The sequence below is a fragment of the Spirosoma sp. genome (genome assembly GCF_048594605.1).
GTDB lineage: Bacteria > Bacteroidota > Bacteroidia > Cytophagales > Spirosomataceae > Spirosoma.
The window spans coordinates 1-25,070 of sequence record NZ_JBMDWV010000099.1; the positions used below are offsets into that span (position 1 = coordinate 1).

At 49.3% G+C, this 25,070-nt stretch carries 22 protein-coding genes; 15 read left to right on the forward strand and 7 right to left on the reverse strand.

Translation table 11 applies throughout. The features are described 5' to 3' along the window. Positions 1-17 precede the first annotated feature (17 nt). Both ACOJS8_RS05525 and ACOJS8_RS05530 read right to left on the reverse strand, forming a co-directional pair. A complete protein-coding gene (locus tag ACOJS8_RS05525; RefSeq protein ID WP_420147534.1) occupies positions 18-755 on the reverse strand; it encodes a DUF4254 domain-containing protein in 738 nt (245 codons plus the stop codon). Beyond that, on the reverse strand, positions 703-1,446 hold the full coding sequence (locus ACOJS8_RS05530) for an SDR family oxidoreductase (RefSeq protein ID WP_420147535.1): 744 nt from the start codon (positions 1,444-1,446) through the stop codon (positions 703-705). The genes ACOJS8_RS05525 and ACOJS8_RS05530 overlap by 53 nt, the downstream gene beginning before the upstream one ends. 147 nt (positions 1,447-1,593) lie before the next feature. On the opposite strand from ACOJS8_RS05530, the gene ACOJS8_RS05535 reads away from it, so the two are divergent. Both ACOJS8_RS05535 and ACOJS8_RS05540 read left to right on the forward strand, forming a co-directional pair. Beyond that, positions 1,594-2,856: a cation:proton antiporter gene (locus tag ACOJS8_RS05535; RefSeq protein WP_420147536.1), complete on the forward strand. Its 1,263-nt coding sequence runs from the start codon at positions 1,594-1,596 to the stop codon at positions 2,854-2,856. 278 nt (positions 2,857-3,134) lie between these two features. Continuing rightward, complete coding sequence (locus ACOJS8_RS05540; RefSeq protein ID WP_420147537.1) at positions 3,135-4,382, forward strand: hypothetical protein; 1,248 nt, start codon at positions 3,135-3,137, stop codon at positions 4,380-4,382. Between the two features lie 98 nt (positions 4,383-4,480). Here ACOJS8_RS05540 and ACOJS8_RS05545 read toward each other — a convergent pair whose 3' ends face one another. After that, on the reverse strand, positions 4,481-5,707 hold the full coding sequence (locus tag ACOJS8_RS05545; RefSeq protein WP_420147538.1) for a molybdopterin molybdotransferase MoeA: 1,227 nt from the start codon (positions 5,705-5,707) through the stop codon (positions 4,481-4,483). Positions 5,708-5,803: 96 nt separating this feature from the next. Between ACOJS8_RS05545 and moaC the strand changes: the two genes are divergently transcribed. The 13 genes from moaC to ACOJS8_RS05610 all read left to right on the forward strand — a co-directional run bounded on the left by moaC (position 5,804) and on the right by ACOJS8_RS05610 (position 15,625). After that, positions 5,804-6,277: a cyclic pyranopterin monophosphate synthase MoaC gene (gene moaC / locus ACOJS8_RS05550; RefSeq protein ID WP_420147539.1), complete on the forward strand. Its 474-nt coding sequence runs from the start codon at positions 5,804-5,806 to the stop codon at positions 6,275-6,277. Next, positions 6,270-6,842 carry an NTP transferase domain-containing protein gene (locus ACOJS8_RS05555; protein ID WP_420147540.1) on the forward strand — a complete coding sequence of 191 codons (573 nt, stop codon included), beginning with the start codon at positions 6,270-6,272 and terminating at the stop codon, positions 6,840-6,842. Before moaC ends, ACOJS8_RS05555 begins: the two co-directional genes overlap by 8 nt. 42 nt (positions 6,843-6,884) lie before the next feature. Continuing rightward, entirely contained in the window at positions 6,885-7,493 is a 609-nt protein-coding gene (locus ACOJS8_RS05560; RefSeq protein WP_420147541.1) for a DUF6992 family protein, read from the forward strand. Between the two features lie 104 nt (positions 7,494-7,597). Then, positions 7,598-8,173, forward strand: coding sequence for an HdeD family acid-resistance protein (locus ACOJS8_RS05565; RefSeq protein WP_420147542.1), 576 nt, complete (start codon positions 7,598-7,600; stop codon positions 8,171-8,173). Positions 8,174-8,274: 101 nt separating this feature from the next. Next, a complete protein-coding gene (locus ACOJS8_RS05570) occupies positions 8,275-9,060 on the forward strand; it encodes a nucleotidyltransferase domain-containing protein (protein ID WP_420147543.1) in 786 nt (261 codons plus the stop codon). 51 nt (positions 9,061-9,111) lie between these two features. Then, a complete protein-coding gene (locus ACOJS8_RS05575; RefSeq protein WP_420147544.1) occupies positions 9,112-9,588 on the forward strand; it encodes a nucleoside deaminase in 477 nt (158 codons plus the stop codon). Between the two features lie 131 nt (positions 9,589-9,719). Next, the gene (locus tag ACOJS8_RS05580) at positions 9,720-10,925 is read left to right on the forward strand and encodes a DegT/DnrJ/EryC1/StrS family aminotransferase (protein WP_420147545.1); all 1,206 of its coding nucleotides are present in this window, start codon (positions 9,720-9,722) and stop codon (positions 10,923-10,925) included. A 28-nt stretch (positions 10,926-10,953) separates the two neighbouring features. Beyond that, on the forward strand, positions 10,954-12,057 hold the full coding sequence (locus ACOJS8_RS05585) for an iron-containing alcohol dehydrogenase family protein (protein ID WP_420147546.1): 1,104 nt from the start codon (positions 10,954-10,956) through the stop codon (positions 12,055-12,057). Between the two features lie 67 nt (positions 12,058-12,124). Further along, positions 12,125-12,976 (forward strand): 3-deoxy-8-phosphooctulonate synthase, encoded by an 852-nt coding sequence (gene kdsA, locus ACOJS8_RS05590; RefSeq protein ID WP_420147547.1) that lies wholly within the window; start codon positions 12,125-12,127, stop codon positions 12,974-12,976. Between the two features lie 89 nt (positions 12,977-13,065). Further along, entirely contained in the window at positions 13,066-13,785 is a 720-nt protein-coding gene (locus ACOJS8_RS05595; RefSeq protein ID WP_420147548.1) for a phosphatase, read from the forward strand. Next, a complete protein-coding gene (gene kdsB, locus ACOJS8_RS05600) occupies positions 13,782-14,537 on the forward strand; it encodes a 3-deoxy-manno-octulosonate cytidylyltransferase (protein WP_420147549.1) in 756 nt (251 codons plus the stop codon). The genes ACOJS8_RS05595 and kdsB overlap by 4 nt, the downstream gene beginning before the upstream one ends. A 6-nt stretch (positions 14,538-14,543) precedes the next feature. Continuing rightward, positions 14,544-15,206, forward strand: coding sequence for a thiamine diphosphokinase (locus ACOJS8_RS05605; protein WP_420147550.1), 663 nt, complete (start codon positions 14,544-14,546; stop codon positions 15,204-15,206). Between the two features lie 143 nt (positions 15,207-15,349). After that, complete coding sequence (locus ACOJS8_RS05610; protein WP_420147551.1) at positions 15,350-15,625, forward strand: hypothetical protein; 276 nt, start codon at positions 15,350-15,352, stop codon at positions 15,623-15,625. Here ACOJS8_RS05610 and ACOJS8_RS05615 read toward each other — a convergent pair. The 4 genes from ACOJS8_RS05615 to ACOJS8_RS05630 all read right to left on the reverse strand — a co-directional run bounded on the left by ACOJS8_RS05615 (position 15,606) and on the right by ACOJS8_RS05630 (position 24,878). Beyond that, on the reverse strand, positions 15,606-16,718 hold the full coding sequence (locus tag ACOJS8_RS05615) for an acyltransferase family protein (RefSeq protein WP_420147552.1): 1,113 nt from the start codon (positions 16,716-16,718) through the stop codon (positions 15,606-15,608). The genes ACOJS8_RS05610 and ACOJS8_RS05615 overlap by 20 nt on opposite strands. After that, complete coding sequence (locus ACOJS8_RS05620; RefSeq protein ID WP_420147553.1) at positions 16,718-20,734, reverse strand: C25 family cysteine peptidase; 4,017 nt, start codon at positions 20,732-20,734, stop codon at positions 16,718-16,720. Before ACOJS8_RS05620 ends, ACOJS8_RS05615 begins: the two co-directional genes overlap by 1 nt. Positions 20,735-21,168: 434 nt before the next feature. Further along, complete coding sequence (locus tag ACOJS8_RS05625; protein WP_420147554.1) at positions 21,169-22,347, reverse strand: PepSY-associated TM helix domain-containing protein; 1,179 nt, start codon at positions 22,345-22,347, stop codon at positions 21,169-21,171. Positions 22,348-22,403: 56 nt separating this feature from the next. Then, the gene (locus ACOJS8_RS05630) at positions 22,404-24,878 is read right to left on the reverse strand and encodes a TonB-dependent siderophore receptor (RefSeq protein ID WP_420147555.1); all 2,475 of its coding nucleotides are present in this window, start codon (positions 24,876-24,878) and stop codon (positions 22,404-22,406) included. Positions 24,879-25,070: the final 192 nt, after the last annotated feature.

Genomic DNA, 25,070 nt, shown 5'->3' on the forward strand with positions numbered 1-25,070 from the left:
CAGTAATCACTGAATACTTATTCCTGACTAGTATACAGTACAGGATTCAGCGTAGGATCGTTGTACATCTTCATCTGCCGGTACACTTTCATATACCGATCGCCGTTCTGAATATCCTCCAGTAGCTCATCGAAGCACCGCGCCAGATCACTTTCCTGTTCGAGCAGTACGTTTAGCTTTAGCTGGGCTTTTTGCCGGTGTTCGTCCGATACGCCTGCCCGTTCCACCTGTTCGCGGAAATGGTACAGCTTGAGCTGGAGAATTGACATGCGGTCGAGTAGCCAGGCTGGTGTTTCCGAATTCATCCGGGCGGCAGGCTTGGGCACTACGTTCTGAAACAGATCAGAAAACCAGCTGTCTATTAACTCCACCGTATCCGTTCGATCCTGATTCGACTGATCAATACGTCGCTTGACGGCTACCAGCTCATCGGGCCGGATAGCTGGGCTTCGGATAATGTCTTCGAGGTGCCACTGGACCGTATCAATCCAGTTTTTCTGGTACAACAGAAAAGCGATATCGCTGGATAAATACGGATTGTTAATGGGCGTATCGACATGATCGGTCAAATGGTAATCCAGAATACTTTGACGGAAGATGTCGTTGGCAAACGTAGCGTTCATAGGCAATAAATCAGCCACAAAGATACGGCTTTTCGGCGGTAATACCGGACGACGAACGGAGGGTGTAAACAGGAAGCGATTATCGCCCGCCCGTAATGTCGATAAAGGCTCCAGTCGAGTACGAAGCTTCATCGGACAGGAGCCACAGAATCGCATTCGCTACTTCTTCCGGCTGGCCACCGCGTTTCATCGGCACTGAATCCTTAATCCGATCCACCCGGCCCGGCTCGCCACCACTGGCATGAATATCGGTGTAAATGAAAGCGGGTCTGACCCCGTTAACCCGAATGCCTTCATCGGCTACTTCTTTCGATACGCCAATGGTCATCGCATCCATCGCTCCTTTTGATGCAGCATAATCAACATATTCGCCAGGAGAGCCAGTACGTGCAGCAATAGATGATACGTTGACGATCGCTCCACCCATTCCACCACGTCGGGTCGACATGCGTTTAATGGCTTCGCGCGTGCACAGAAAGCAGCTAATAACATTGCTGGTAAATACGCGCTGAAGTCGCTCAGCCGACATATCAATTACGCGCATCTGGGTTTCCAGAATTCCGACATTGTTAACCAGCGCCGTAAGCGGACCGAATTGATCGACGGCTTTGAAAAGCGCCAGTACGTCAGTTTCCTGCGATACGTCTGCCTGAAAGGCAAAGGCGTTCCCGCCTTGTTTATTAATGCTATCAACAACCTGTAAAGCCGCTTCTTTATTCTGTAAATAATTGATGCAGACCTGATAGCCTTTTTGAGCCGCTAATACAGCTGTAGCGGCTCCAATGCCTCGGCTGCCGCCAGTTATAAGAATCGTTTTCTGCATAAGCTATAGTAAATCGAAAAGCCTTATAGAAGCGCTGTTTTAGGGGTATGCTGACCGGCCAGCGCTCAGGAAAAAGAGAAGCCAGCTGGCAAAAGTCCAATTTTTTTCGTATAATGCGATTTATGCATTCATTCTAATTGTAGTTATATGGAGTTATACTATTCGTTTTCTGGTCTAATCGTTCTTACTGCTATCTTCTCATACCTTAACGAACGTTTCCTAAAGTTGCCGGCAACCATTGGCATTATGCTGATGGCGATGGTGGCATCTATTGCGTTGGTAATCACGGGTAATATCTTCCCAAATCTATTCGATAGCTTTTCCCGTTTCATTGCCAATCTGGATTTCACGGAAATACTGATGGGGGCTATGTTAAACTTCCTGCTTTTCGCCGGGGCCATTCACGTGCATCTCAAAGACCTAAGGGAGCAGCGGGCACCTATTATTGTTTTCTCGACCATCAGCGTAATTATGTCGACTGTTATCGTCGGCTTTTTAATTTATTACATACTGCCTCTTTTCCGGATAAACGTACCGCTCATTCAATGTCTGGTATTTGGTGCGCTTATCTCGCCTACTGACCCAATTGCGGTACTGGGGATTCTGAAAACAGCGGGTGTTCCTAAATCGTTAGAGACAAAAGTGGCAGGCGAATCGCTGTTCAATGATGGTGTAGCGGTTGTCGTATTTGTCGTTCTGCTTGAAATCGCTAAGGGGTCCGACATCGACGTATCGTTTGGAAATATCTCCTGGTTGCTCATTAAAGAAGCTGTCGGTGGCTTCGGCATGGGGCTGCTACTCGGTTTTATTGGCTCCCGGGCCATGCAGCGAATTGACAGCGCTAACGTATCAGCGCTCATTACGTTGGCTATTGTTATGGGTGGCTATCTGATTGCCCGAGCCATGCATATCTCTGGTCCGCTGACAATGGTGGCGGCCGGACTGGTTGTCGGTAATTACGGGAAAGCAAGCCGAATTTCGGATAATACTCTAGACTACCTGGATAAATTCTGGGAGTTAATCGACGAAATTATGAATGCGATTCTGTTCCTTATTATCGGTTTTGAACTGCTGCTGATTCCGCACATTATGAATTATTGGCTGATTGGCCTGATCAGTATTGCCGTAGTGCTATTTGCCCGGTTTCTGTCAATCTGGGTGCCTACGCTACTTATTCCGTTCAAAACAAAGTTCGATAAGCGAACCATAACCATTCTGGTGTGGGGAGGTCTGCGGGGTGGTGTATCGGTTGCGCTGGCTCTCTCCATCGACGATCAGCTTAACAAGAATCTGTTTCTGGCCATGACTTATTTCATTGTGGTTTTCTCCATCCTGGTACAAGGGCTCACGGTCGGTAAGCTTACCCAGCCTAAGAAATCTGCGGAGCTGGTAGAAGCCCTGGATGAATAACCCGACGGGCTAACTAAGTAGCTCAAAAAAGTATAAATAGTATACAAAGAGAATAATTGTAACGATGGCCAGTGAACGTATATAGGGTATCGTTACAATTTCTTTTGAAACGTATTTATTATTCCGTTCTATACAGAACTTTAGTACGATTATTTCAGTATATAATATGGCTATCTAGTCGTAATGTATTATTTTAGCCAAGTCAATGGCGAACCCAGGGGCGCCAACAATCCGTACTATTTTTTATCATCGATTTAACAGAACTCCACTCAATGACTATGGCAGTTGGGGAGGCTTTTGTGCAAAAAGCTTCTATCAGTACCCTACAAATTCGTCATACCGACTATACATTCGAACAGGCCGAAGCGGCCAATGAGGCCTTTGATGAGGCCGTTAAACAGTTGCTACGCGACTGGATTGACCAGGGTACGGTTACAACAAAAATTCTTGAGGATACTGCCAGCGTTGATGAGTTTGTTGAACGAGGTGCGCTACGTAGTTTCTTTAAACATCGCCCCGATGCATTCGAGCGTCTGCTCGAACAGGAAGCTATCGCTCACCATCTGCTTCGGCCGATCGACGAGGTTTATCTTCAGGGTGACGCTTACGAACCGCTGCTGGCCAGATTTGAACGGCGCATCTACAACATAGCTGCTCAACGCGAAAACCTGGAAATCCCGTTTCGATATAGCCCACTTAGCCGCCAGGGCGATCATGGCGATACGTTACAACTGACGGAAGCTACGGGCGAAGATATTGGTGTTTATTTTGGTACTCGCCGTTCTGATAGCACGGCGCTGGCTATTCTGGCTCAACAGCTACGCTGGGAAGCCATTGGAGCGTCAACACTGCCCATCCATGTGGTTACGGAAGGCCATATGACGGAATCACTTCAGCGTGTTAAAACCATTGCAGAGCAGTTGGGTAAACAGGGTGATACGGATTTGCACTGCTTTATCATTCAACGGCGCCACGCGGCTGACGATCGGCATCTGGGGGCAGCGTTGTTGCTTATGGATCCGTCGGTGCCGTCGCTTCCCCAGCGGATTATTTTCTGTGATACGTTACGTCCGGGCCAGCAGCCACCCTGGTGGGACAAGTTTAAAGCAAAGATAGATGCTGTTTTCCCCCAACCAGAGGGGCTGGCTCCTGCTTCGGCTATGCTGGAGGATGGTGGCGTAAAGCTGCAGCGTCTGCACGATGGCGTACCTGTTCGTCATCAGGATATCGACTGCGCTTTTTATACGGCTTCGATGGGACGGGCGTTAATTCAACTGGCGAAGGCCGATCCTGACTTAATTGTGAATGGCTCTATTGAAAAGATTGTCAGTCAGATGACAGAACGGATGCCTGAGTATTATGAGCAGTCCAATCAGCCGAAGGAGCCTGTTCTGGTTCGGGAAGTCAACGTAATACGGCGCTGGAACACGGGCTGGCAGGCGCTGAAGAATTTAATGCAGAACCAACTGACGAATCTGGCCGCTCAACTTAGTACGTCCAGCAATCCAACGCTGGAGTACTCATAATAAGGCTGAAAAATTAATAACCACAGCGCCACAAAGAACACGGAGATAGAAGCAATTACTCAACGCTGTGTTCTTTGTGGCGCTGTGGTTAAATCTAATTATGTAAGCCAGATCTGAAACGCTTCGCCAGCGCCAAACTCCGACTGATTGGCGGGAAGCTCTATAAACGCATCGGCGGCCAGCAGATTGGCGAAGTCAGCAGAGCCAGAGCCGGGTAGTGGATGAGCCACTGTCTGTCCGTTCGGGTTGGAAGCGAGTTGGACGGGCAGGAAATACGTAATAGCTGGTTTAAACACAACGGGCTTTCCTAATTGAGCGTAACGTACTGGTGCGAGTGCCAATCCCATAGACATACGTAAATAAGGCAACACGTAACGGTAAGCGCACAATACCGTAGAAACAGGATTTCCGGGCAGCGCAAAAACGGCGCGATCAGGATTGATCCGGTCTGGATCTGGAGTGGTTTCTCCAGATTTTGTACCAAACCAGAGCGGTTTACCCGGCCTCTGTTCGATTTTGTGGAAGTGTTTCTGAACACCGAGTTGCGCCAGCGCAGTTGGCACAAAATCGGCTTTCCCCGCCGATACGCCCCCGCTCAGAATCAGTACGTCATTTTCGGAAAGCAGTGTTTCCAGTCGGTCCTTTAGAACAGCTTCGTCATCAACAATATGGTGTAACGTAGCGTTGATGCCTACTGCTTTCAGTGCAGCCCGGAGCATGTACGTATTAGACCGACGAATCTGGTAGGGAAGGGGCGTATCACCTAAGTCAACCAGTTCATCTCCCGTCGAAATAAGCGCTATTCGAGGAAGCGTCGTTACGGTCAACTGAGTTTGCCCAACCGATGCGGCAACGGCCAGTTCAGACGGCCCAAGCCACGTACCGATCGAGAGCAGTTCATTGCCCATCCGGCGGTCGGTGGCGCGTCGATGAATATTTTGGCCTGCTTCCAGATCGTCAATTGTAATCGTGGCCCGGTTCTCCGCAATTCGCAGGTCTTCGTAGCGAACAACCGTGTCGACACCTACCGGCAGCATTGCCCCAGTCATTACTTCCAGACACGTACCGGCTTCCGGCATAATCTGCTGAGGCTGCCCGGCAAACTGAGTACCAATAATAGGAAACTCTCGCTGCCCGGTCAGGAAATCGGCGTAACGTATCGCAATACCGTCCATCGAAACCCGGTCGAACGGGGGAAAATCCCGGTCAGCGCGGACCGCCTGACGCAATACCCGGTTTTGTGCTTCCAGAAGTGGAACCTGTTCAGTGGGCAGCTGCAGCAGGTGTTGTTGGGTCAGTGAAAAAGCGTCGGAAACCGAAAGCATGAGCGCAGAGGAATGACTAATGGATATTGCAAAAGTAGCTACCCGCAATCAGTAGTTTCTATTTTTGGTTATACATTGTAGCTTATTCATTGTTCTATGCACTCATTTTCTCATCTCAACGCCGAAGGGAATCCCTCAATGGTGGATGTTGGCGCTAAAACGGTCACGCGCCGAACCGCCCGCGCTCAGAGTATAGTTGCACTTAATGCCGAAATCATGCAACACTTGTCGGGTGCGGATATTGCTACCAAAAAAGGACCTGTATTTCAGACGGCTATCATTGCCGGAACGATGGCTGCCAAACGTACCGACGATCTGATTCCCCTGTGTCATTCGCTGGGGCTGGACAATTGTCAGATAACCATTACAACCGAAAATAATAATGCCGTCGTCGATTGCCTGGTCTCAACGGAAGGAAAAACCGGCGTCGAGATGGAAGCGTTGGTAGGGGCATCCGTAGCGGCTTTAACGATTTATGATATGTGTAAAGCGTTCTCGCACGATATTGTCATTAAAGAAACCAGGCTCATGGAAAAAACGGGCGGTAAACGAGATTTTCGTCGTGAGTAAATTGAACGGACTTATCCTGACGGGTGGGCGTAGCGTCCGAATGGGTCAGGACAAATCGCAACTGGTTTATCACGACAAACCCCAGCGGGAACACCTGACCGATTTGCTGAAACCATATTGCAGTGTCGTTTACTGGTCAGTGAACGTAGCGCAGGCGGCTGAACTTGTCGACTCCGAACAGCTACGTATTGTCGATGCGTTTGATCTGCCCGGACCACTGAACGGAATTCTATCGGCGTTGAAATTTGACCCTGAAGCGGCCTGGTTTGTCGTCGCCTGCGACATGCCATTGCTAACGGTTCTGTCGCTCGACACATTGATTAAGGGACGTAACGAAGCAAAAATAGCAACCGTATTTTACGATTCAGACGGTAAACTGCCAGAGCCGCTCCTGGGAATTTATGAACCCGCTTTCGGTTCAGTTGCAGAACAAGCCGTTACAGAAGGCACCTACTCCCCACGTGACCTGCTTCGACAAAACGATATTCAGTTGCTGACTGCTCCAGACGTTAGCGAGTTGGCGAATATCAATGATCCTGCGGCAAGAGCAGCTCTGAATTTATGAACATCCGACCGGAAACAGGGTTCATAGCTGAAACGAACCTGTATGAATCCACTACGTCATCTGCTGCTGACCGCTGGTACTTTTCTTCTCGGAAATGCCGCATCCGCACAACGGGTTGAGTCCTCTGCCAATCTTCGGGCTTTCAGCGAGCAGCGGATCAGTCATCAGAAAACCCTCGGACTAACCCTGGGCGGTTTTGCCCTGGCTAACATTGCCGTTGGTGCCGTAGCCGCTGGTCAAACAACGGGCGAGACGAAGTATTTCCACAAGATGAATATTTACTGGAATCTGGTCAATCTGAGCATCGCAGGGCTGGGTTTGCTGGGGTCGCGGAATGCCCGTGCCGATTCGGAAACGCTGGCCGATGCTGTTCGACGTCACGAGAACATGAAGCAGCTTTTGCTGATCAATGCCGGATTAGACGTAGCGTACGTAATCGGGGGGGCTTATCTGCAGGAGCGCGCAAACTCCCGCCCGAACAAAGCCGATCAACTACGTGGATACGGCAAATCAGTAATGGTACAGGGCGGTTTTCTACTAGCGTTTGATCTTGTCAATTACTTCATCTTCAAAAAGCGGGGCGACAAACAGGAACGTCTTCTGCTTTCGGCCGGATCAGACGGCTTGGGACTGGCAATCCGTATCGACTAAATTCCGTCTGGCAGAATTGATTTTTTCTGGTTAAATGGAAGAAGTGAGCTTGACAGACTGGCAGGTTCACAAAACCGAACAACTCATCAAGATGATCTGATATTATGGAAGAATCGTTTAATAAAACCGTAAGAGAAACCGCCAAATATTGGTGGATACCCGTGTTGGTTGGTATCGTAATGATTGGGTTCAGCATCTGGATCGTGCTTACGCCATTGACTTCCTATCTTTCACTGAGTATACTGTTCAGTATCATCTTAGCTGTTTCGGGGCTTGCCGAAGTGGCTTTTGCGATCAATAACCGCCAGTTAATCAACGAATGGGGCTGGCTGCTGGTGGGCGGACTCATTGATCTGGCACTGGGTATGTACTTGCTGATGAATCCCGCTGTTACGATGACCGTATTGCCTTTGCTTGTGGGAGTTGTGCTCCTGATACGGGGCGCCTTTGCTATCGGATCTTCGCTGAGGCTGCGTTCGGCTGGCATTCCTAACTGGGGCTGGGCATTTGCTCTCGGGCTGGCGCTGGTGGTTTTTGCTATTCTTATGATCAGTAATCCAACCTTCGGTATGTTCAATATTGTTATCTGGACAGGCATGGCGTTCCTGTCGGCGGGCATCGTCCGGATTTCGTCGGGGTTGCGTCTTCGGCAGATAAAAGAACGGCTTGATCACAAATGATACGTAGCAATGCATTGCTGGGCAGGCAGTGAACTAATCTAAACCGTGAGCCGTTCTGCGATAATTTACCAACCGCACCGGCCATCCGGCGCAACGTAGCAATGCAACCGTATTTACAGCCCTTTCGCGCATTCATTACACAAGCCATTGAATCCATTCAGCAAGACCCAGATGCCGTTGGTTTAGCCGCCGGTGGTTCGTGGGCGTCCGGCGAAGTCGACGCTTATTCGGACCTTGATCTGGTGTTAGTGACGAACCAGAAAATAGCCCCTGATCTGGAGCGAATGCAGGAATACGCGGCCCGGTTAGGCGCCATGCTGGCCTCTTTTCGGGGCGATCACGTAGGCGAACCCAGGTTGCTAATAGCGCTATACGGTGCATCGTTGCTTCATGTTGATATTAAATTTTTAACGCCCGAAGAGTTTCATAATCGGGTTGAAGACCCCATTGTGCTTTGGGAACGGGATGAATTACTGACGAATATCATCAGGCAATCTTCAGCTCAGTATCCGCCGTTTGATTTCCAGTGGGCGGAAGATCGCTTCTGGATTTGGGCGCATTACGCAGCTCTGAAGATCGGACGTGGTGAGTATTTCGAAGCCATTGACTTTCTGGCTTTTGTACGTAACGCGGTGATCGGCCCCATGTTACATCTTAAAAACGCAAGTTTACCACGTGGCGTCCGGCGGGCAGAAGTTACGTTTGGAATAGCTGAACTCGCCCAGCTCCGCAAGACCGTAGCCACACCCGATCGGGATATTCTGGTGAGTAGTCTATGGGAGGTAGTATATCTCTATGAATCTCTGCGTGATACGTTGGCACCAGCAACATTCCAGAAAAACAGTGATGCCCAGTTAGCCGTTTCACGATACGTAGCCACTCTTTAACGACCGCCAGAATACGTCCGTCCCACCTACATTATTTCAATTAAAATACGTATGACCAATCAGGACGAATATTTTCTGCGGGAAGCAATCCAATTAGCGCGCGAAGGCATGACAACCGGGCAGGGCGGCCCCTTTGGTTCGGTGGTGGTTCGCAATGACGAAATCGTGGGACGTGGCTGCAACATGGTTACGTCGACCAACGATCCAACGGCTCATGCCGAAGTAGTGGCTATTCGGGATGCCTGTCGCAACCTCGGTACGTTTCAACTGGAAGGTTGCACGCTCTACGCTTCCTGCGAACCCTGCCCGATGTGCCTGGGCGCGATTTACTGGGCACGGCCGAGCCGGATTGTGTACGGAGCGTTTCATTCCGATGCGGCAGGCGCTGGTTTCGACGATCAATTCATCTACGAAGAGCTGGACAAAGCTCGTGAGCAGCGTCATATTCCTATGCATCAACTCCTGCGTGACGAAGCCAACAGGGTTTTTCAGGAGTGGGTAGCGCTGGATAAACGAACTCCGTATTGATGCGAACGTATTTTTGATAGGGTTTACAGCCTGAACGATGACTGTATAAACTCCTGTTTATCCGGTAAATCCTGTCGAAAAGAAAACTTGTCTTTTTAAATACCGTACTTTTGTAAAAAACAGATTACGTCATGCCAGGAATGGAATTTTTTGGAGCGGCCGAGCGCAAGGAAATTAACGATGTGCTTGAGACCGGCATCCTGTTTCGGTATAATCACGAAGCACAACGTAACAATATCTACAAAGCCCGTGAGTTTGAGGCTGAGGTTGCCAAACTGGTTGGGGCCAACTATGCCCATGCCGTATCGAGCGGATCGACGGCTGTTTTGTGTGCGCTGGCAGCCGCCGGTATTGGTGCTGGTGATGAAGTCATCGTACCGCCGTTTACTTACATTGCTACGGTCGAGTCCGTATTGATGATCGGCGCACTGCCCGTTTTCGCGGATATTGACGATACACTTTGCCTCAGTGCAGAAGGGATTCGCAAGGCCATTACGTCTAAAACTAAAGCGATTTGCCTGGTTCATATGTGTGGTCAGATGGCCGATATGGACGCGATTATGGCCATTGTTAAAGAGCATAATCTGGTACTGGTTGAAGATGCTGGTCAGGCAATGGGAGCTTCTTATAAAGGAACGTCCACTGGTCTCTGGGGAAAGACGGGCGCCTATTCGTTCGACTTTTTCAAGATTGCCACGGCGGGCGAAGGCGGTATCATGGTTACCAACGATGAAACGGCCTACAAACACGCTGATTCATACTCGGATCATGGGCACGATCACATAGGTACCAACCGGGGAATGGAGCAGCATCCAATCCTGGGGTTCAATTATCGGATTAGTGAACTCCACGCTGCCGTTGGGCTTGTTCAAACACGTCGCGTACCGGACATCATCAAGCGTAATAACGCGCACAAGAGTAAGCTCATGTCAGCGCTGGCGAACATACCAGGCCTATCATTTGCGCGGATTCCGGATGCTGATGGTGATTCTGCTACGTTCCTGAACTTGCTGCTGGCCGATACGGACTCGGCGCAACGTACTGTTGCTGAGTTGAACGCAGCCGGTGTTGGCGGATTCAACTACTGGTTCACGAATATGTACCATTTCATCAATCAGTGGGATCACATTAAAGAAATGCGGACAGCTTCGGCCTTGCCTATACAAAAGTTCGGCGCTCCGCAGGATTATTCAACTCTTGATATACCTAATGCACAGGCGGTTATTGGTCGGTTAGTCTCGTTCGGTATTCGGGCGTCTTGGACTACTGAGGAAGTCGATAAACTAGCGTCTAACATCGAAGCGGCTGTTCGGAAAGCCACCCTGATAGAAGCCTAATATTCAGCCTTCATGGCTTAACAACAAGATGGTAGCAACACCAACACAAACCACGCATAAAAACTTCAAAGGCATCGAGAAGACCGTTTTTGGTCGAGGAAGTTTTTCCCAACTCGATGAGATTCTGGCGCCACGTCGGGCCGATAACGAAGGTTATTTTGTTTTTCTGGTCGACAATTATTTTAAAGGGAAACCGCTGGAAGAACGCGTTCCGGCGTATACCGAAGACCTGACGTATTATATCAGCGTTGAAGAACACGAACCAACCACCGATCAGATTGACCAGCTTCGCGACGAAATCCTGGCGAAAAAAGGATTGCCATCGGGTGTAGTCGGCATTGGAGGGGGCAGTATCATGGACATTGCGAAAGCCTTGTCGCTTATGCTGACCAACGAAGGTTCGTCAACACTTTACCAGGGACTGAATCTGATCAAAAAGCCAGGCATCTACCACGTTGGGGTACCGACTATTTCAGGAACGGGGGCCGAAGTTTCGATGACGGCCGTACTGACCGGACCCGTTAAAAAACTTGGTCTCAAGTGTGAGTGGACGGTTTTCAATCAGGTTGTTCTTGATCCTGAACTGATCGCTACAGTACCGCGCAACTGGTGGTTCTACACGGGTATGGATACGTACATTCACTGTGTAGAGTCGGAAAATGGACGGATGAATAACGCTTATTCGCACGCCTACGCCGAACAGGCCATGAAACTGTGCCGTGAAGTCTATCTGGGAGAAAATTCGGGTCAAACGCCTGAAAACGACGATAAACTGATGGTTGCTTCGTTGATGGGCGGGCTTAGCCTGACTTACTCCGAAGTGGGTGTTTGCCATGCGCTAAGCTACGGTCTGTCGAAGATTCTGGGAACGCGCCACTGTTACGCCAATTGCCTGATCATGAATCATCTGGAAGATTATTATCCGCAGGGCGTAGCTGAGTTTAAAGAGATGGTGGCTTATCACCAGATCGATCTGCCCCAGGGTTTGTCGAAAGAATGGAGCGACGATACCATTACGCAGATGGCACACGTATCATACAACCTGCCGCACATGTGGCTGCATGCCATTGGCGACAACTGGCAGGAAGTCATTACCATCGATCTGCTGAAAGATCTGTTCCGACGGCTATAAAAGAATATGAGTTGAGAGACAGAGTGGTAAGCACTTTGTCTCTCAGTTGTTTAATCCCCCAAATATTATGTCTCAAAAAATCGTTCGCGTTGGCGACATAGAATGCGGATCGGATGAGTTGTTCCTCATCAGCGGTCCGTGTGTTATTGAAGACGAAAAAATTATGATGACGGTAGCTGAACAACTCCGCGATATTCAGGAGCGCGTCGGCATCAAAATCATCTATAAATCATCGTTTCAGAAGGATAACCGCTCTAGTCTGAACTATTACAATGGACCGGGTCTGGAGAAAGGTATGCAGATTCTGGCGAAAGTGAAAGAGCAATTCGGCTTCCCACTTCTGACCGATGTACACTATCCTGACCAGTGCGCACCCGCTGCCGAAGTGGTCGACGTATTGCAAATTCCGGCGTACCTGTGTATGCAAACAATGCTGGTAACGGCGGCTGCCAAAACGGGCCGGGTGGTCAACGTCAAGCACGGGCAGTTTCTGGCGCCGGAAAACATGAAGCACCCGGTGAAAAAAATCGAGGATTCGGGCAACGATCAGATTATATTGACTGAGCGCGGCTACACCTTCGGTTACAATGATCTGGTTGTCGATCCGCGCTCATTTTACCACATGGCTCGCACCAACTACCCCGTCGTATTCGACGTAACGCACGCTATCCGGAAGTACGGTATCCCATCAGCCGATGCGAAAGGCGGAGCGCGTGAATACCTGCCTGTACTGGCTCGGGCGGGCGTAGCAGCTGGTGTTGATGGCCTGTTTGTAGAAACGCATACTTGCCCATCCGAAGCGCTTTGCGACGCGGCTAGCCAATTGGATATTCGTTACCTGGAAGAGTTTCTGAAGCCCCTGCTCGAACTGCATGCAGTAGAGGTAAAATACCGAAATACACTGCCCGAACTGGCGTAGTAAATGAATACGTAGTGGTGTTGGGTTTGAGAATCTGACACCACTACTGGCGTGTTAATGTTGGGTTCTCAAACCCGATACCGCACTAGATGACAGAGATCGAACAAACATTCACCGCACTTGGTGGTCAATTTGTAACTCCCGTCGATACGTTAACGGAAAAGCTCCGTTCGGTACGTGCCATCGTCTTCGATTGGGATGGGGTTTTCAACGACGGCGTCAAGACAGGGTCAGGCAGCAGTTCGTTTAGTGAAGTCGATTCAATGGGGACCAATTTGCTTCGATTCGGATTTTGGCTGCACCACAATCGACAACTACCCATTGTGTCGATAATTACGGGCGTAACGAACGTGCTGGCCGATGGGCTTGTGCAACGAGAGCATTTTCACGCCTGCTATTCCCAGGCCAAAAACAAAGTTGAAGTGCTGGCGCATTTGCTGGATCGGCATCGATTGCAACCGCACGAAGTACTTTTTTTCTTTGACGACGCCCTCGATTTATCGGTTTCTGAAATTGCCGGCGTACGAATCATGGTCCGACGTAACGCCAACCCACTGTTTACGAATTACGTCATTAAAAACGGCCTCACCGACTACGTAACGGGAAATCAGAGCGGCCAGTTTGCTGTGCGCGAAGGCTGCGAGCTAATGCTTGGCTTATTAGGTCAGTTCGATTCCGTTATGGCCGAACGGCTCCGGTACCGACCCGTTTACGACCAATATTATCAACAACGCCAGGCTATCGAACCAACGTACTGGATCGTCGGAGCATCCGGACCAGTGCCTAAATCACAAATATTGCCCGTATGATTATCGGTATTATTCCGGCCCGTTACGGGTCAACTCGTTTTCCTGGTAAACCCTTAGCCGACATTGCCGGTAAATCGATGATTCAGCGGGTGCTGGAACAAGCTAAACAAGCTAAATCGTTGGCCAAAGTTGTCGTAGCAACCGACGACAACCGTATTGTGGAGGCCGTTCGACAATTGGGCGAGGAAGCGGTAATGACTCGTGTCGATCATCCAAGTGGTACTGATCGTTGTTGGGAAGCGTATGATCGACTGGTTAATGAGGGGATAATAGCGGCCGATGCGTCGAATTACGTAATCAATATTCAGGGCGATGAGCCTTTTATTGACCCCGCGCAGATTGATGAGCTGGCGGCTATTCTGGACGGAACGGTTGAATTGGCTACGCAGATGGCGTCGGTTGATTCGGCCGAAATTCTTCACGATCTGAAGGAAGCCAAAATTATCATTAATGGACAGAACGAAGCGCTGTACTTCAGTCGGGCCGCCATCCCTTATATGCGAGATATTGAACCAGAGAAATGGCATGAACACCACAATTATCACAGGCATGTTGGACTGTACGCTTACCGGGTCGACGTATTGGAAGCCATTACTCAATTACCACCCTCTTCGCTCGAACAGGCCGAATCGTTAGAGCAGTTACGTTGGCTGGAAGCAGGCTACCGGATCAAACTCGTTGAGACAACGTATCAAACCCCGACCGTCGATAGTCCGGATGATATTGAAAAAGCGTTACGTAGCGTCCAGTAAAATTATATGTCATCTCATCACATCGTCCGCGATAAACAGGAACCCGCCTTACTCATCGCCAATGGCGAAGCCTGTCAACCTGAACTGTTGGGTCAGCTACTGGAATGGAATCCGATAGTAGTTGTGCTGGACAGCGCAATATGGCGCGTACTCGAACTAGGAATCAAAGTAGACGTACTGCTTGGTGATTTTGACCGGGATCTGGATGTTGAAGCCATACGGGCGCAGCAATATCCTTTGGAAATCATCCATACGCCCGATCAGGACAAAACCGATCTTGATAAAGGGATTGAATTACTGATTGAACGTGGATTTCCGGCGGTTAATATTGTCTGGGCAACCGGGCGTCGGGCTGATCATAGTCTGGTAAACATGACCAGCATTGTTCGCTATAAAAATCAGATTCGGATTGTCATACTGGATGATCACTCCCGAATTTTTCCATTAGTCGGCCTGTTTGAGAAATGGTATGAAGCGGGAACATCCATCTCCGTTATTCCGGTAGGGACTGTCACAGGCTATACGTCGGAAGGGTTGAAATATGACTTACGGGACGCTACGTTAAAATTAGGATACGCCACCAGCAGCAGTAACGAAGCCGCCGAAGATGGTTTTGTCCGAATCGAAGCCCAAACGGGCGATGTACTGGTTATGGAATGCTGGGATTAGAATTTTTGAAGTCATATTTTGGTTTAATCGGCTAATAATCAGCTGATAAAACCGTATAGAAAATATGTAAAATTTATCATATATAGCCGTGGCCAATTTAATGATACTTCGTCATAAGTAAACGAGCTTCAATCGTTTACACTATGAACGAATACACACTAAATCGACTATCGACCTACCAGTTAGCTGAGTTCGCACTTAGATCCGCTACGCTTTTAGCTACCGTTACGCGACCAACCGCTAAAATGGAGCTTTACTATATCAACAGGCATTTTATTGAGATCTGCTACAGCTCCTATAAGGTTCCGGGTCAACCTGCCCAGTGGCGGCTTTATTCGGCTAATCATTTCCCCGATGATCCATCCAGCACAGAATACCTAACAATCTATCTACAGCAGATTAAGCTCTCTGTTGATTAATGGTAGCCCGAAAAATTCGGTGTAAGGGTTTTTCGACTGCGATGTGTACGATGAAGGCAATGAAGATTAACAGGCCAAATAACGGCCAGTTAGTTGTTATGCCTATCTTTCGTAAGCCAGTGGCTATAACGCCCAAGTGTATCAGGTAAAACCCGTACGAGCTACGTCCCAGCATCTGCATAAAAGGAGTCGACAGTAGAGATCGGATCAGCGAGTTCTCTTGAAGTAGTCCCAGCAACAACAACCCAATTCCTATTGGCAGCAGGAAATTATAGACTGTCATTTCACTCAGGAATAAGTAGACGGGGCTGGTTATAAAACTCGCTACGTTCGCTTGCCAGAGAATGCACCCGCTACTTATGAGTAATCCGCTGAACGTAGCATAGCGCCAGCCGATTAATTGATTTTGCTGCCAGCGCCGGGCCAGCCACATACCCGCCAAAAACTCAAATGCTCGTCCGAAAATGGTGTAGAACACAACGAAGTGCAAACTCCCGAAAAGTCCATACCAAGGCATTTGCCCGACGGTCAGCCAAAGTAAAATGCCCAGGCTTACTGAGCAAAGCGTGAGTAAAATGACACCAGCCGTACGTAAGTAAACAAACAAGAGTGGAGCAATTAAATAGAAGCAAATTTCGACAGTAAGGCTCCAGCTTTGCGGGATACCACTAAATTTATACGCATCGAAAAATCCCTTTAACAACGTAACATTTAGGACGAAAAGAATGCTGTTCATCGGATGACCGGCCCAGGTATTCAGGCCATCCGTGAGGAGCAGAACAAATCCGTACAGCGGAAAAATCCGGGCGAAGCGATTTTGAAGATAGACACGCCACGACCAGTTCTGACGGCTTATATACGTATCAGCGTAACGGTAATAAATCAGGAATCCGCTCAGTACAAAGAAGATAGATACCCCCACATAACCCTGATCGAACAGGTGATAAGCAAACGTACCGGCAGAAGCAGGATTGTAGTGGTGAAGAAAAACCAGATAGGCGGCAACGGCACGCAGACCCGTCAGCGCTGGTACGTACCGGCCGGGTTTTGGTAATTCCTGTTTTCGATAATCGGTATCAGCAGAAGACGGCATCAGCGGATGAGAACAAGTCGACCGCTCAACTGCTCTGGCAGGTTGCCGGAAACGGACCAGGGGTTCGAGTCAGAAAGAACAAGTTTATAGATATAGACACCCGCAGGGAGCAACTCCCCCGAGTCGGCCCGGCCGTCCCAGACCCACTCATTCAGCCCGATATGTGCGGGTTGTTTCAACTGACGGACCATGCGCCCGCCTGAATCGGTAAGTGTAATGGTTGCACTCACAGGAGGCTGTTCACCGACCAGCGTGAAGGCAAAGCGCGTCTGAATACGAAACGGATTCGGATGGACGATTAGATTCGCCAGTTTGCGGGCATTGACAACCTGAAAATGAACCTGATACGGAATGGCTTCATTTCCGACAAGGTCCTGAGCCCTGACCAGTAGGTGGTAGCTACCTTCGGCTAGCATTGGCGAAAGGTATCGCACCCGAAATTCGTTATCAGCTCCCGCCGGTTGCACTGTGGCGTTACGCCAGTTCAGGCGTTCAAACGGTCTGTTTTTCCCCGGCCGTTGCAGATACATGTCGATGCCAGTCGTGTCAAGGCGAATAAGCGAACGATTCTCGTCGGCAACCAACACATCAATTTTAGGCGTGTTCGAAACGATTGATCCGTTGCTGATTCGTGTACCATCGACCGCTACCTCAAGCAGTGGAGCCAGTACATCGGGCTGAATGGGCAAGGCCAGATCGAGCGTATTATTCAGGAAAGAGTATTCCGGCTGGAGACGGGGATTTACGGTTATCATAATCCGATTATAGCCCGGTAATTTCTCGGTTGAAATGCGGGAGGAGAAATGCAACGTATCGGTTCCCGCCAGTGCTTTGAGCTTCCACTGTGTAATTTGCGGTTTAGGCAAATGGGCGGCATAAATTGTTTGCTGGACATCCAGCGAATCCGCGAAAGGGTGAGGGCTCAGATTGATAAACGCAAGCGGAATCGTTACTGCGTCGCCCTGTTGACGATCGGTCGGTAGAGCAGAAACCAACCGGATTTGCCCTTCTGGTAAGCCTGCATTCGGTGCATCGGGTGCATACGTAAAGGAACCCGTCACCCATGTTTGCTCAGAATCAGCCAGCTGTACCCGCCAGTAATACGTTGTATTGGGTCGGTTGATCAAAGTAGCCGGATAGCTAATCACCGATGTGGCTGTTATTCGCTTTGCCCAGTGAATTGGACTGTTGAAGTGGCTTGTGCTATCGAACTCAAGGTTGAACTCATGTGGAGAATTACCGGCGTAATAAGCGGTCAGTTGAACGGTTGGCGTATTGATCTGGCTGTTGGGTGCCGGAAAAATCAGCACAGGTTTTGGGCGCGCTAACACCACTTCGACTACGGCCTGATTATTTGTATGATTTAGCTCGTAACGTGCCGACGGCGATTCTGTTGGGTTAATTGTGATCTCAAACTGGTTTATACCTTCGGCATCAGGATCGTTTGGAAATGTTAGTATCAACGTATCGCGGAAAGCGACTGCCTGAGGCAATAGCCAGTTAAACGTTCCTGATTCGTGACCGTTCGCCAGCCGACGTACACGCACCGGGAGTGTACCCGACCGATATTGACCGGCATTTTGAACAATGGCCCAAATTTGCACCGAATCGCTTGTGATACGTAACGGCTGCCAATTCGTATCCTGAATCGTTATTTCATTGGAAGTCAGTACGTAGTCGGGGGTTTTAAAGGGAAAGGGCCGGATGGCCGGATCGCCCTGCAAAACCATTTGCTGGCAGTGAGCCAGCATTCGCCCGTCGGAGGTTTGTGTTAACAAACGTCGAATTGTTTCGAGCTGAAGCTGACCAATGGATTTATCTAACTGCGTACTGTCTGTCAACAGATTGTAAAACGTATTGCTATACTGGTGCATAACATCCGGATAGCCGAGGTGACTGTGCGCGATGGCGGCAATGGCGCCCCGATTGGGCGTGAGTACCCAGTCGGTGGAGAGTGTCGGGCGGCCGAAGTAAAAGTTACCAATCGCGCAGCCGTTGACGAGCAGTATGGGATACTTTCCTTGGTTATGATAGCCAAGGGCATCGTTAGAGCAAAACCCGATATCGAGGTCTGTTACATCCAGGCTGGAATGGCCAAAGAACGTAATCAGCCCGACGCCCTCGTTAACGGCTTTCACTACGTTGCCCTGCTCAACCTGTTGACCCGTGGTTTTCGAGAGGGTAGCCACATGCGCCCCCAGCGATGGACCAAGCGCCTGATCGCGATACGTATTGACCAGATTTCGGAAAAGGGTGATTTCACTTGCGGTTTCACCACCACTCAAATGCAACACATTCTTGCGCCATTGTGTATCTGCCGTGGGGCTTTCATATTCTTTTACTTTGCTGAGGTAATTGATAACCTCCTGCGGTGTTCCAGCATTGATACGTCCTATTGGAATGGAGGGTGCATGACTTGTCAGGCTATCCGAGTCTGAACCCGCCAGCCCAGCCGTTAGTACCAGATCGGAACCCGGAAAACCCGCCGTCATGACCATATCTAGCATAGCCTGATCTGGATTGCGCCGAATACCGGGCGTGCTTCTGCTCCTGCCAATTAGCAGCACATAGTCTAAAGAGCCGTTACTCTGTTTCATTAGCTGCTTAATAAATCGCCGGATTGCCAGCGGATGACGTTCGCCATAACTATACTGATCGATAAGCTGTTGCATCGTAACCGTCAACGTATCATAGTTGCCTCCTGCTGGCGACGCCCGATAAGCGGCATAGTCTGCAATGGCATTGGCTGTGCCTGTCACGGGTTTCATTAACGTTTCGTGGCTAATAATGAGATAGTTTGGTTTACGATTTCGCCAATCGACAAACGTAACGGGACGGATGGCAGCAACAGATTTTGGCTGGTTTATACCGAGAATCGTACGTAGTGAATCCGTTTGCTGCACAACAAGCCGGACAGAGTTGGTGGACGTATACGTAATGCCAAGTTGAACGGGCGCTGTGGGGTCCGAAATATCCCAGAAGCGTGTGCCGGGTACTACCTCCGCTACGTTTACCAGTGAGCGTCCTGCTGCATTTCGCTCAAGTCGGAATAACGATACAGGTTGGTTCGCAGCTGTGAGTTGCTGTGGGTATCGGAGCCGGATGTACGATACAGAATAGGCATCGATTGCGTTATCGCCCTGCGAAACGGTTGAAATCGCCAACTGACCGTCTGCACTAACGTCATTCCAGGTAAGTTTCGGGTAAATCTGTGCATTGTCGTAGGTCGAAAAATGGACTGTATCGGTTTGATGTTGGGTAGTAGGCGATGGACCGACTTGACAACTGACAAGGTGATTCGAGAAATTGCGACCCGCCAATAATACGTTTGCTTGTGGAGCCGGTCCCGTTCTGACGGTATTTGTCAGCGTAAACGTATTCGTATAAAGGTTACCTTTTTGCTGAATCGAGCCCGTGTAGCCTTCGCCAGCTTCGTAATGACCGTATTCTATTTTGGGAGGTGTACCAGCTGCCCAACCAGGGTAACTCTCTGTAAATAAGCGAAGTTCTTCGGCCCAGTGATACGCTTCGGGAATTAAGCCAGCATAGGCCGTATCGGTATAGGCTCGCATTCGTTTAGCTGGTTTGTTATCCAATCGCCAGGTTAGAAAATACGCCGTTGTATCGCTGAAAAGGCTGTAAAAGGAATGAGGCTGCGCACTGCGTGGATGATACAATAGTGAGTCTTGAGATCCGTCGTTTCCCCGACCATAAAATTCCAGAAAATCGTCCAGATCAAATCGGTGGTCAGCCTCACCCGCTACGTAGATCGCCTGTTCAATACCCCGATGAAACACCTGCACTGTCTGCGGATCAACCTGGCTGATGGGAATGTTAGCTTTCAGTAGGTCAGTTGCGGTAATGCGGTACAAACCATTCTGGGCAATAGGTATTTTGACATATGTCTGTGAGAAATTAATCCAGCGGGTAGGATCGGGATCGCTGGATTGGGCACGAACAACGAAAGGCTGCAGAACCGATACGCAATAGAGAAGGCGAACAAGCGAGTGAAGCATGGATAAATACTTCGCTGAGTTAGAGTCGATTCAGCGGAATTTAGGTCAATTATGAAAATAAGAGGGTCGTACCTTTTATAGGAAATCGACGCATTGCTAAGACGTATAAACAATACGTAAGGTCTCAGTTGGAAGGTTCTGCTTTCTTCAAGGTAAACTTCTGGAGCCGGGTCAGACTGGCGGTAACGTAGCAGTCGCACCAAAAAACAAAACCAGGCCTTTGCAGGCACTGGCTTTGAAAGAGGGAAGGTGATAGTAAAGCTGGTATGGAATAGAATGTGGAGGCCTCGTCCTGACAGAGTCGTTTTCTCCGCTTTGGACATAACAAAGTTCTCTGATTACAACCTATTGCTCTAGTTCATTTGAGTCATAAACTATCACATTTGGGTAATCAGGTGTAACTAATTAGTTCTAAACCTGATTTGATAGGGCTGCTAAGTGTTCTGTACACTAACGGGCGGAGTAATACGCCTTTTCTGGAATGGTTTTTTTGCTGGAACTGACTTTTTTGTTTTCTTCCGTTTTCCCCACCAGACCAAAAACCCGGTAACGGGTAAGGTAGCCGTCAGTAAAGCAACAAAAAGGGCAACAACCTTGGTGGGCCATCCGAGCAGACTGCCGGTATGAATCGGAAATACCACCCGCCGGGCTTTGAAGCCCATGGTTTCATTCTTATAAAGTCGCGTTTTGATCAGATCGCCGGTTTTATTGTCGAAGTACAAAAAATCGACAATGTTGCTGATCGATGCGTCATGATTCTTCTTCGACGCCGTTATCGCTACGCTGTCTTTTTCGGGTAATGTCAACGTAGTGGCGCCCGTGTAGGGGAGGAGTCGACTGGTTTCGGCGTAAATTTTTTCGAGAAGCAGGTCGTCTTTCACGGAAGCTGTCGAAGGGTTAGCGGGCGCTTCGCGTTTAGCCTGTGGTTTGCCATCGAAAGCGTAAAAGAGCAGATTGTTAACCCATTTGTAACTCCAGACCAGGCCCGTGGAGGCAATCAGGAAAACAAAAGGAAGTACATAAAAACCAAAAATAGCGTGGAGATCCCAGTTGAGCCGTTTGAACGTAGCGTTCCACTTTATAGTAAAACGCTGTTTCCGGTTTTTGCGATTGGGCCACCACAGAATCAACCCGGAAAGCATAATGATCAGAAACGCACTACACGAAATTCCCGTAATGATTTTCCCGGTATCGCCCAGGCACAGGTATCGGTGCAGGCGGAGCACAACGGAGAAAAAAGCAGCTTCCTCCTGACGGTAATCAGCGATCTGCGCCGTGTACGGATCAACGGCTACCGATAAAACGTCTTTCGCTTTTTTGCTCTGCTGAATCCCGATAATAACCGTACGGTCGGGTTCAGGTTCTATTTCAATACGACTGACTTTCTTGCCCGGAAACCGCGTTGTTGCTGCCGTAACCAGGCTGTCGAGCGGGAGCCGCCGGGCATTGGCTGGTGGCGTAATCGTATGAAACTGAGCATAGAGAATCGGTTCCAGCTCTTCTTCAAAAACGAGCAAAGAGCCCGTAAGCGCAACGATAAAAACGATAAGGCCGGAGCCAAGCCCCAGCCATAAATGCAGTTTTGACGCGATGGTTTTTCCGAGTGATGCCATATGCTTTTGGACAGGACTGACAGGATTGATTAACCCTGTCAGTCCTGTCGAGAGACCTAAAATGTATAGGAAACGGTTGCCATAAAGTTGCGCGGAGCTCCTGGGAACAGCCGCAGGTAATCGTAGCCGCCCACCCAGTAGGTTTTGTTGGCCAGATTATTCAGGTTGACCTGAAACTGAAACTTGTCGATCCGATAATACATTGCAGCGTTGAGCAGCGTATACGCCGGAATCGTCTGCGTGTTGTTCAGTGATAAGTTACGCTGATCCACAAAGTTTCCACCAAAGCCCAGGCCTAGTCCCTTCAGACTCTGGGTAGTAAACGTATACTTCGTCCATAAACTTCCCTGATTTTTTGGCGCATTGGGCTTCTGCATATTCACCAGCACCTGATCGGCTGCGCGCGTTCCGGCGTCGGTAATTTTGGCGTCGTTGTAACTATACGTAACGATCAGATTCCAGTTTGGCAGAATATTGCCCGTTACGTCCAGTTCAATTCCTTTGGCCCGCTCCTGACCGATTTGCATCAACAGATTTGGGTTGTTGGCCGCATTGGCTGAGTAAAGCGTATTGCTTTGTGTAATGTCATAGATCGACGCATTGGCCGTCAGCCGTCCGTCCAGCCATTCAGTTTTTACGCCAAATTCGGTCAGTGAGCTTTGGATTGGATCAAACGGGCCGCCCGTTGTGGGATCGCTCTGGACCGTAGCATCCTGTGGGTTATATCCTTTTGTATACGTACCGTACAGGTTAATGTTTTTCGTTACGCTATATACCGCGCCAATGCGGGGCAGGAGGGCGTGCTGCGTTACGTTACTTTCGTTTGTGGTCGTGTAACCTTTCTTGTCGATATACGTATCATACCGTAAACCGAGCAGAATTTGCAGCCGATCCAGTTTCAGTTGTTCCTGCAGGTACAAACCATGCAGTGAGTAAAAGATGGGCGTAGTAGCGGCATTAGCCGTTACGTTGTAGGTATATTTGGAGGGGTCTTCCAACTGGTTATTTTGCTGCGTCAGATCGTAGTGTGCTACGTTCGGTTTGGGAATGCTCCGCGTAACGCCATTAAATGTATAGTTGTAAAACTGGTATAAATCAGGGCGTTTCGCATTGTAGGCAGCGGCCCCGCCCGCTTTCAGCAGATAGCCGTTGGCCGTTTGTTGCCCCGATCCTTTCGGCGTTGTCGACTGAATATAATCGTAGCCAACGACCAGCTTATGCTCCGCCCGGCCCGTGCGGAAATTCTGATTCAGGAACAGCGAGACATTGTCCATAAACGATTTGGTTTGCCGAACAAAAACCTGACGGGCTACCAGATTGGGAATAGCTGCTCCGGACGAGTCGATACCGTTGACGTTGCTGCTCCGATGTTCGAGCAAATCCTCCGTGTAGCCGGTTCGTAAGTAAGCCATGTTGAACGACGTATTCTGGCTGAACTGATGATTGAGCGACGTAGTGATCAGGTACGTTTCTTCATTCAGGTAATCGTTGATAGCATTCAGCGACGTAGCAATTGAGCTGGAATACAGATCATTACCAACTACCGACTGACCCCGGTCGAGCCGACTGTTCGATTTGTTGTAAACCAGGTCGAAGTTGATGCGGGTTTTATCGGTAGGCAGGAACGAGACCGACGGAGCAATGATGATGTTTTTGTCGAACTGTAAATTCCGGAAACCATGCGCGTTTACGTAACCCAGGTTCAGGCGGTAGAGCAGGGTTTTACTCTCGTTCATTGGGCCCGTAAAGTCGGCCAGCACGCGCATGGTGTTGAAACTGCCCGTCGTGAACATCAGCGATTTCTGCGTGGTTGTCAGCGGTTTTTTCGTGACCCGGTTCAGCGTACCACCCGGCGACGTATTACCGTACAGCGCCGAAGCCGCTCCTTTAATGACTTCTACCCGTTCCAGATAATTGACGGGCGGCTGTTTCCAGAAACCCGAAAACGTACGTAATCCGTTGAACAACTGCGTCGTACTGCCGCCGTTCATGCGGAAACCGCGAATAGTCAGGTCGTCGTAAAACGTGAACTGGTTCACTCCGCTCATGTTCTTTACGGCGTCGCCCATCGTAAACGCGCCCTGATCACGTAGCACTTCTTTCGTTACGTAGCTGATGGCCTGCGGTATCTCTTTAAGTGGGGTAGCCGTTTTGCTGGCAATGAATGATACGTCGTTTTTATAGGTCGTTTCCCGACGGCCAGTAATTTCTACGGTTTGCAGTTGCTGTGCATTTTCCTGAACAGTCAGGTTAAGCGTTATTGTCTCATCAGCCGCCAGGGTAACGCGCCGTTCGATTGTTGAGTAGCCAACGCCCGATGCGATCAGCTGGTATTTACCGGCCGTCAAGTCGGTCAGAGAAAACTCACCGGAAGCCGACGATATCGTGCCTTTGCCGGTGCCTTTTAACATAATATTAATCAGCTCGGCAGGGTCGCCGTTCTCGGTAGTTACCCGGCCCTTGATGATCCCGTTCTGGGCAAAGGTACCGTAGGTGATTAATGCAAATAATAGTGTATAGGTGAATTTCATCGATGGCAATTTTTTGGTCGCACTCAAAAGACCGCCACAAAACTACTTTTATTTAGATTTATTACAAATAGTATTCACCGTAAATATGAGCAGTATGACTTATGTCATAAAAAAACACAAAATTACCAAAGTGAAAAACGGTTCAATACCCTAAAGAAGTCGCAGTCTGAGAACAGGCCAGGACACTTGAGG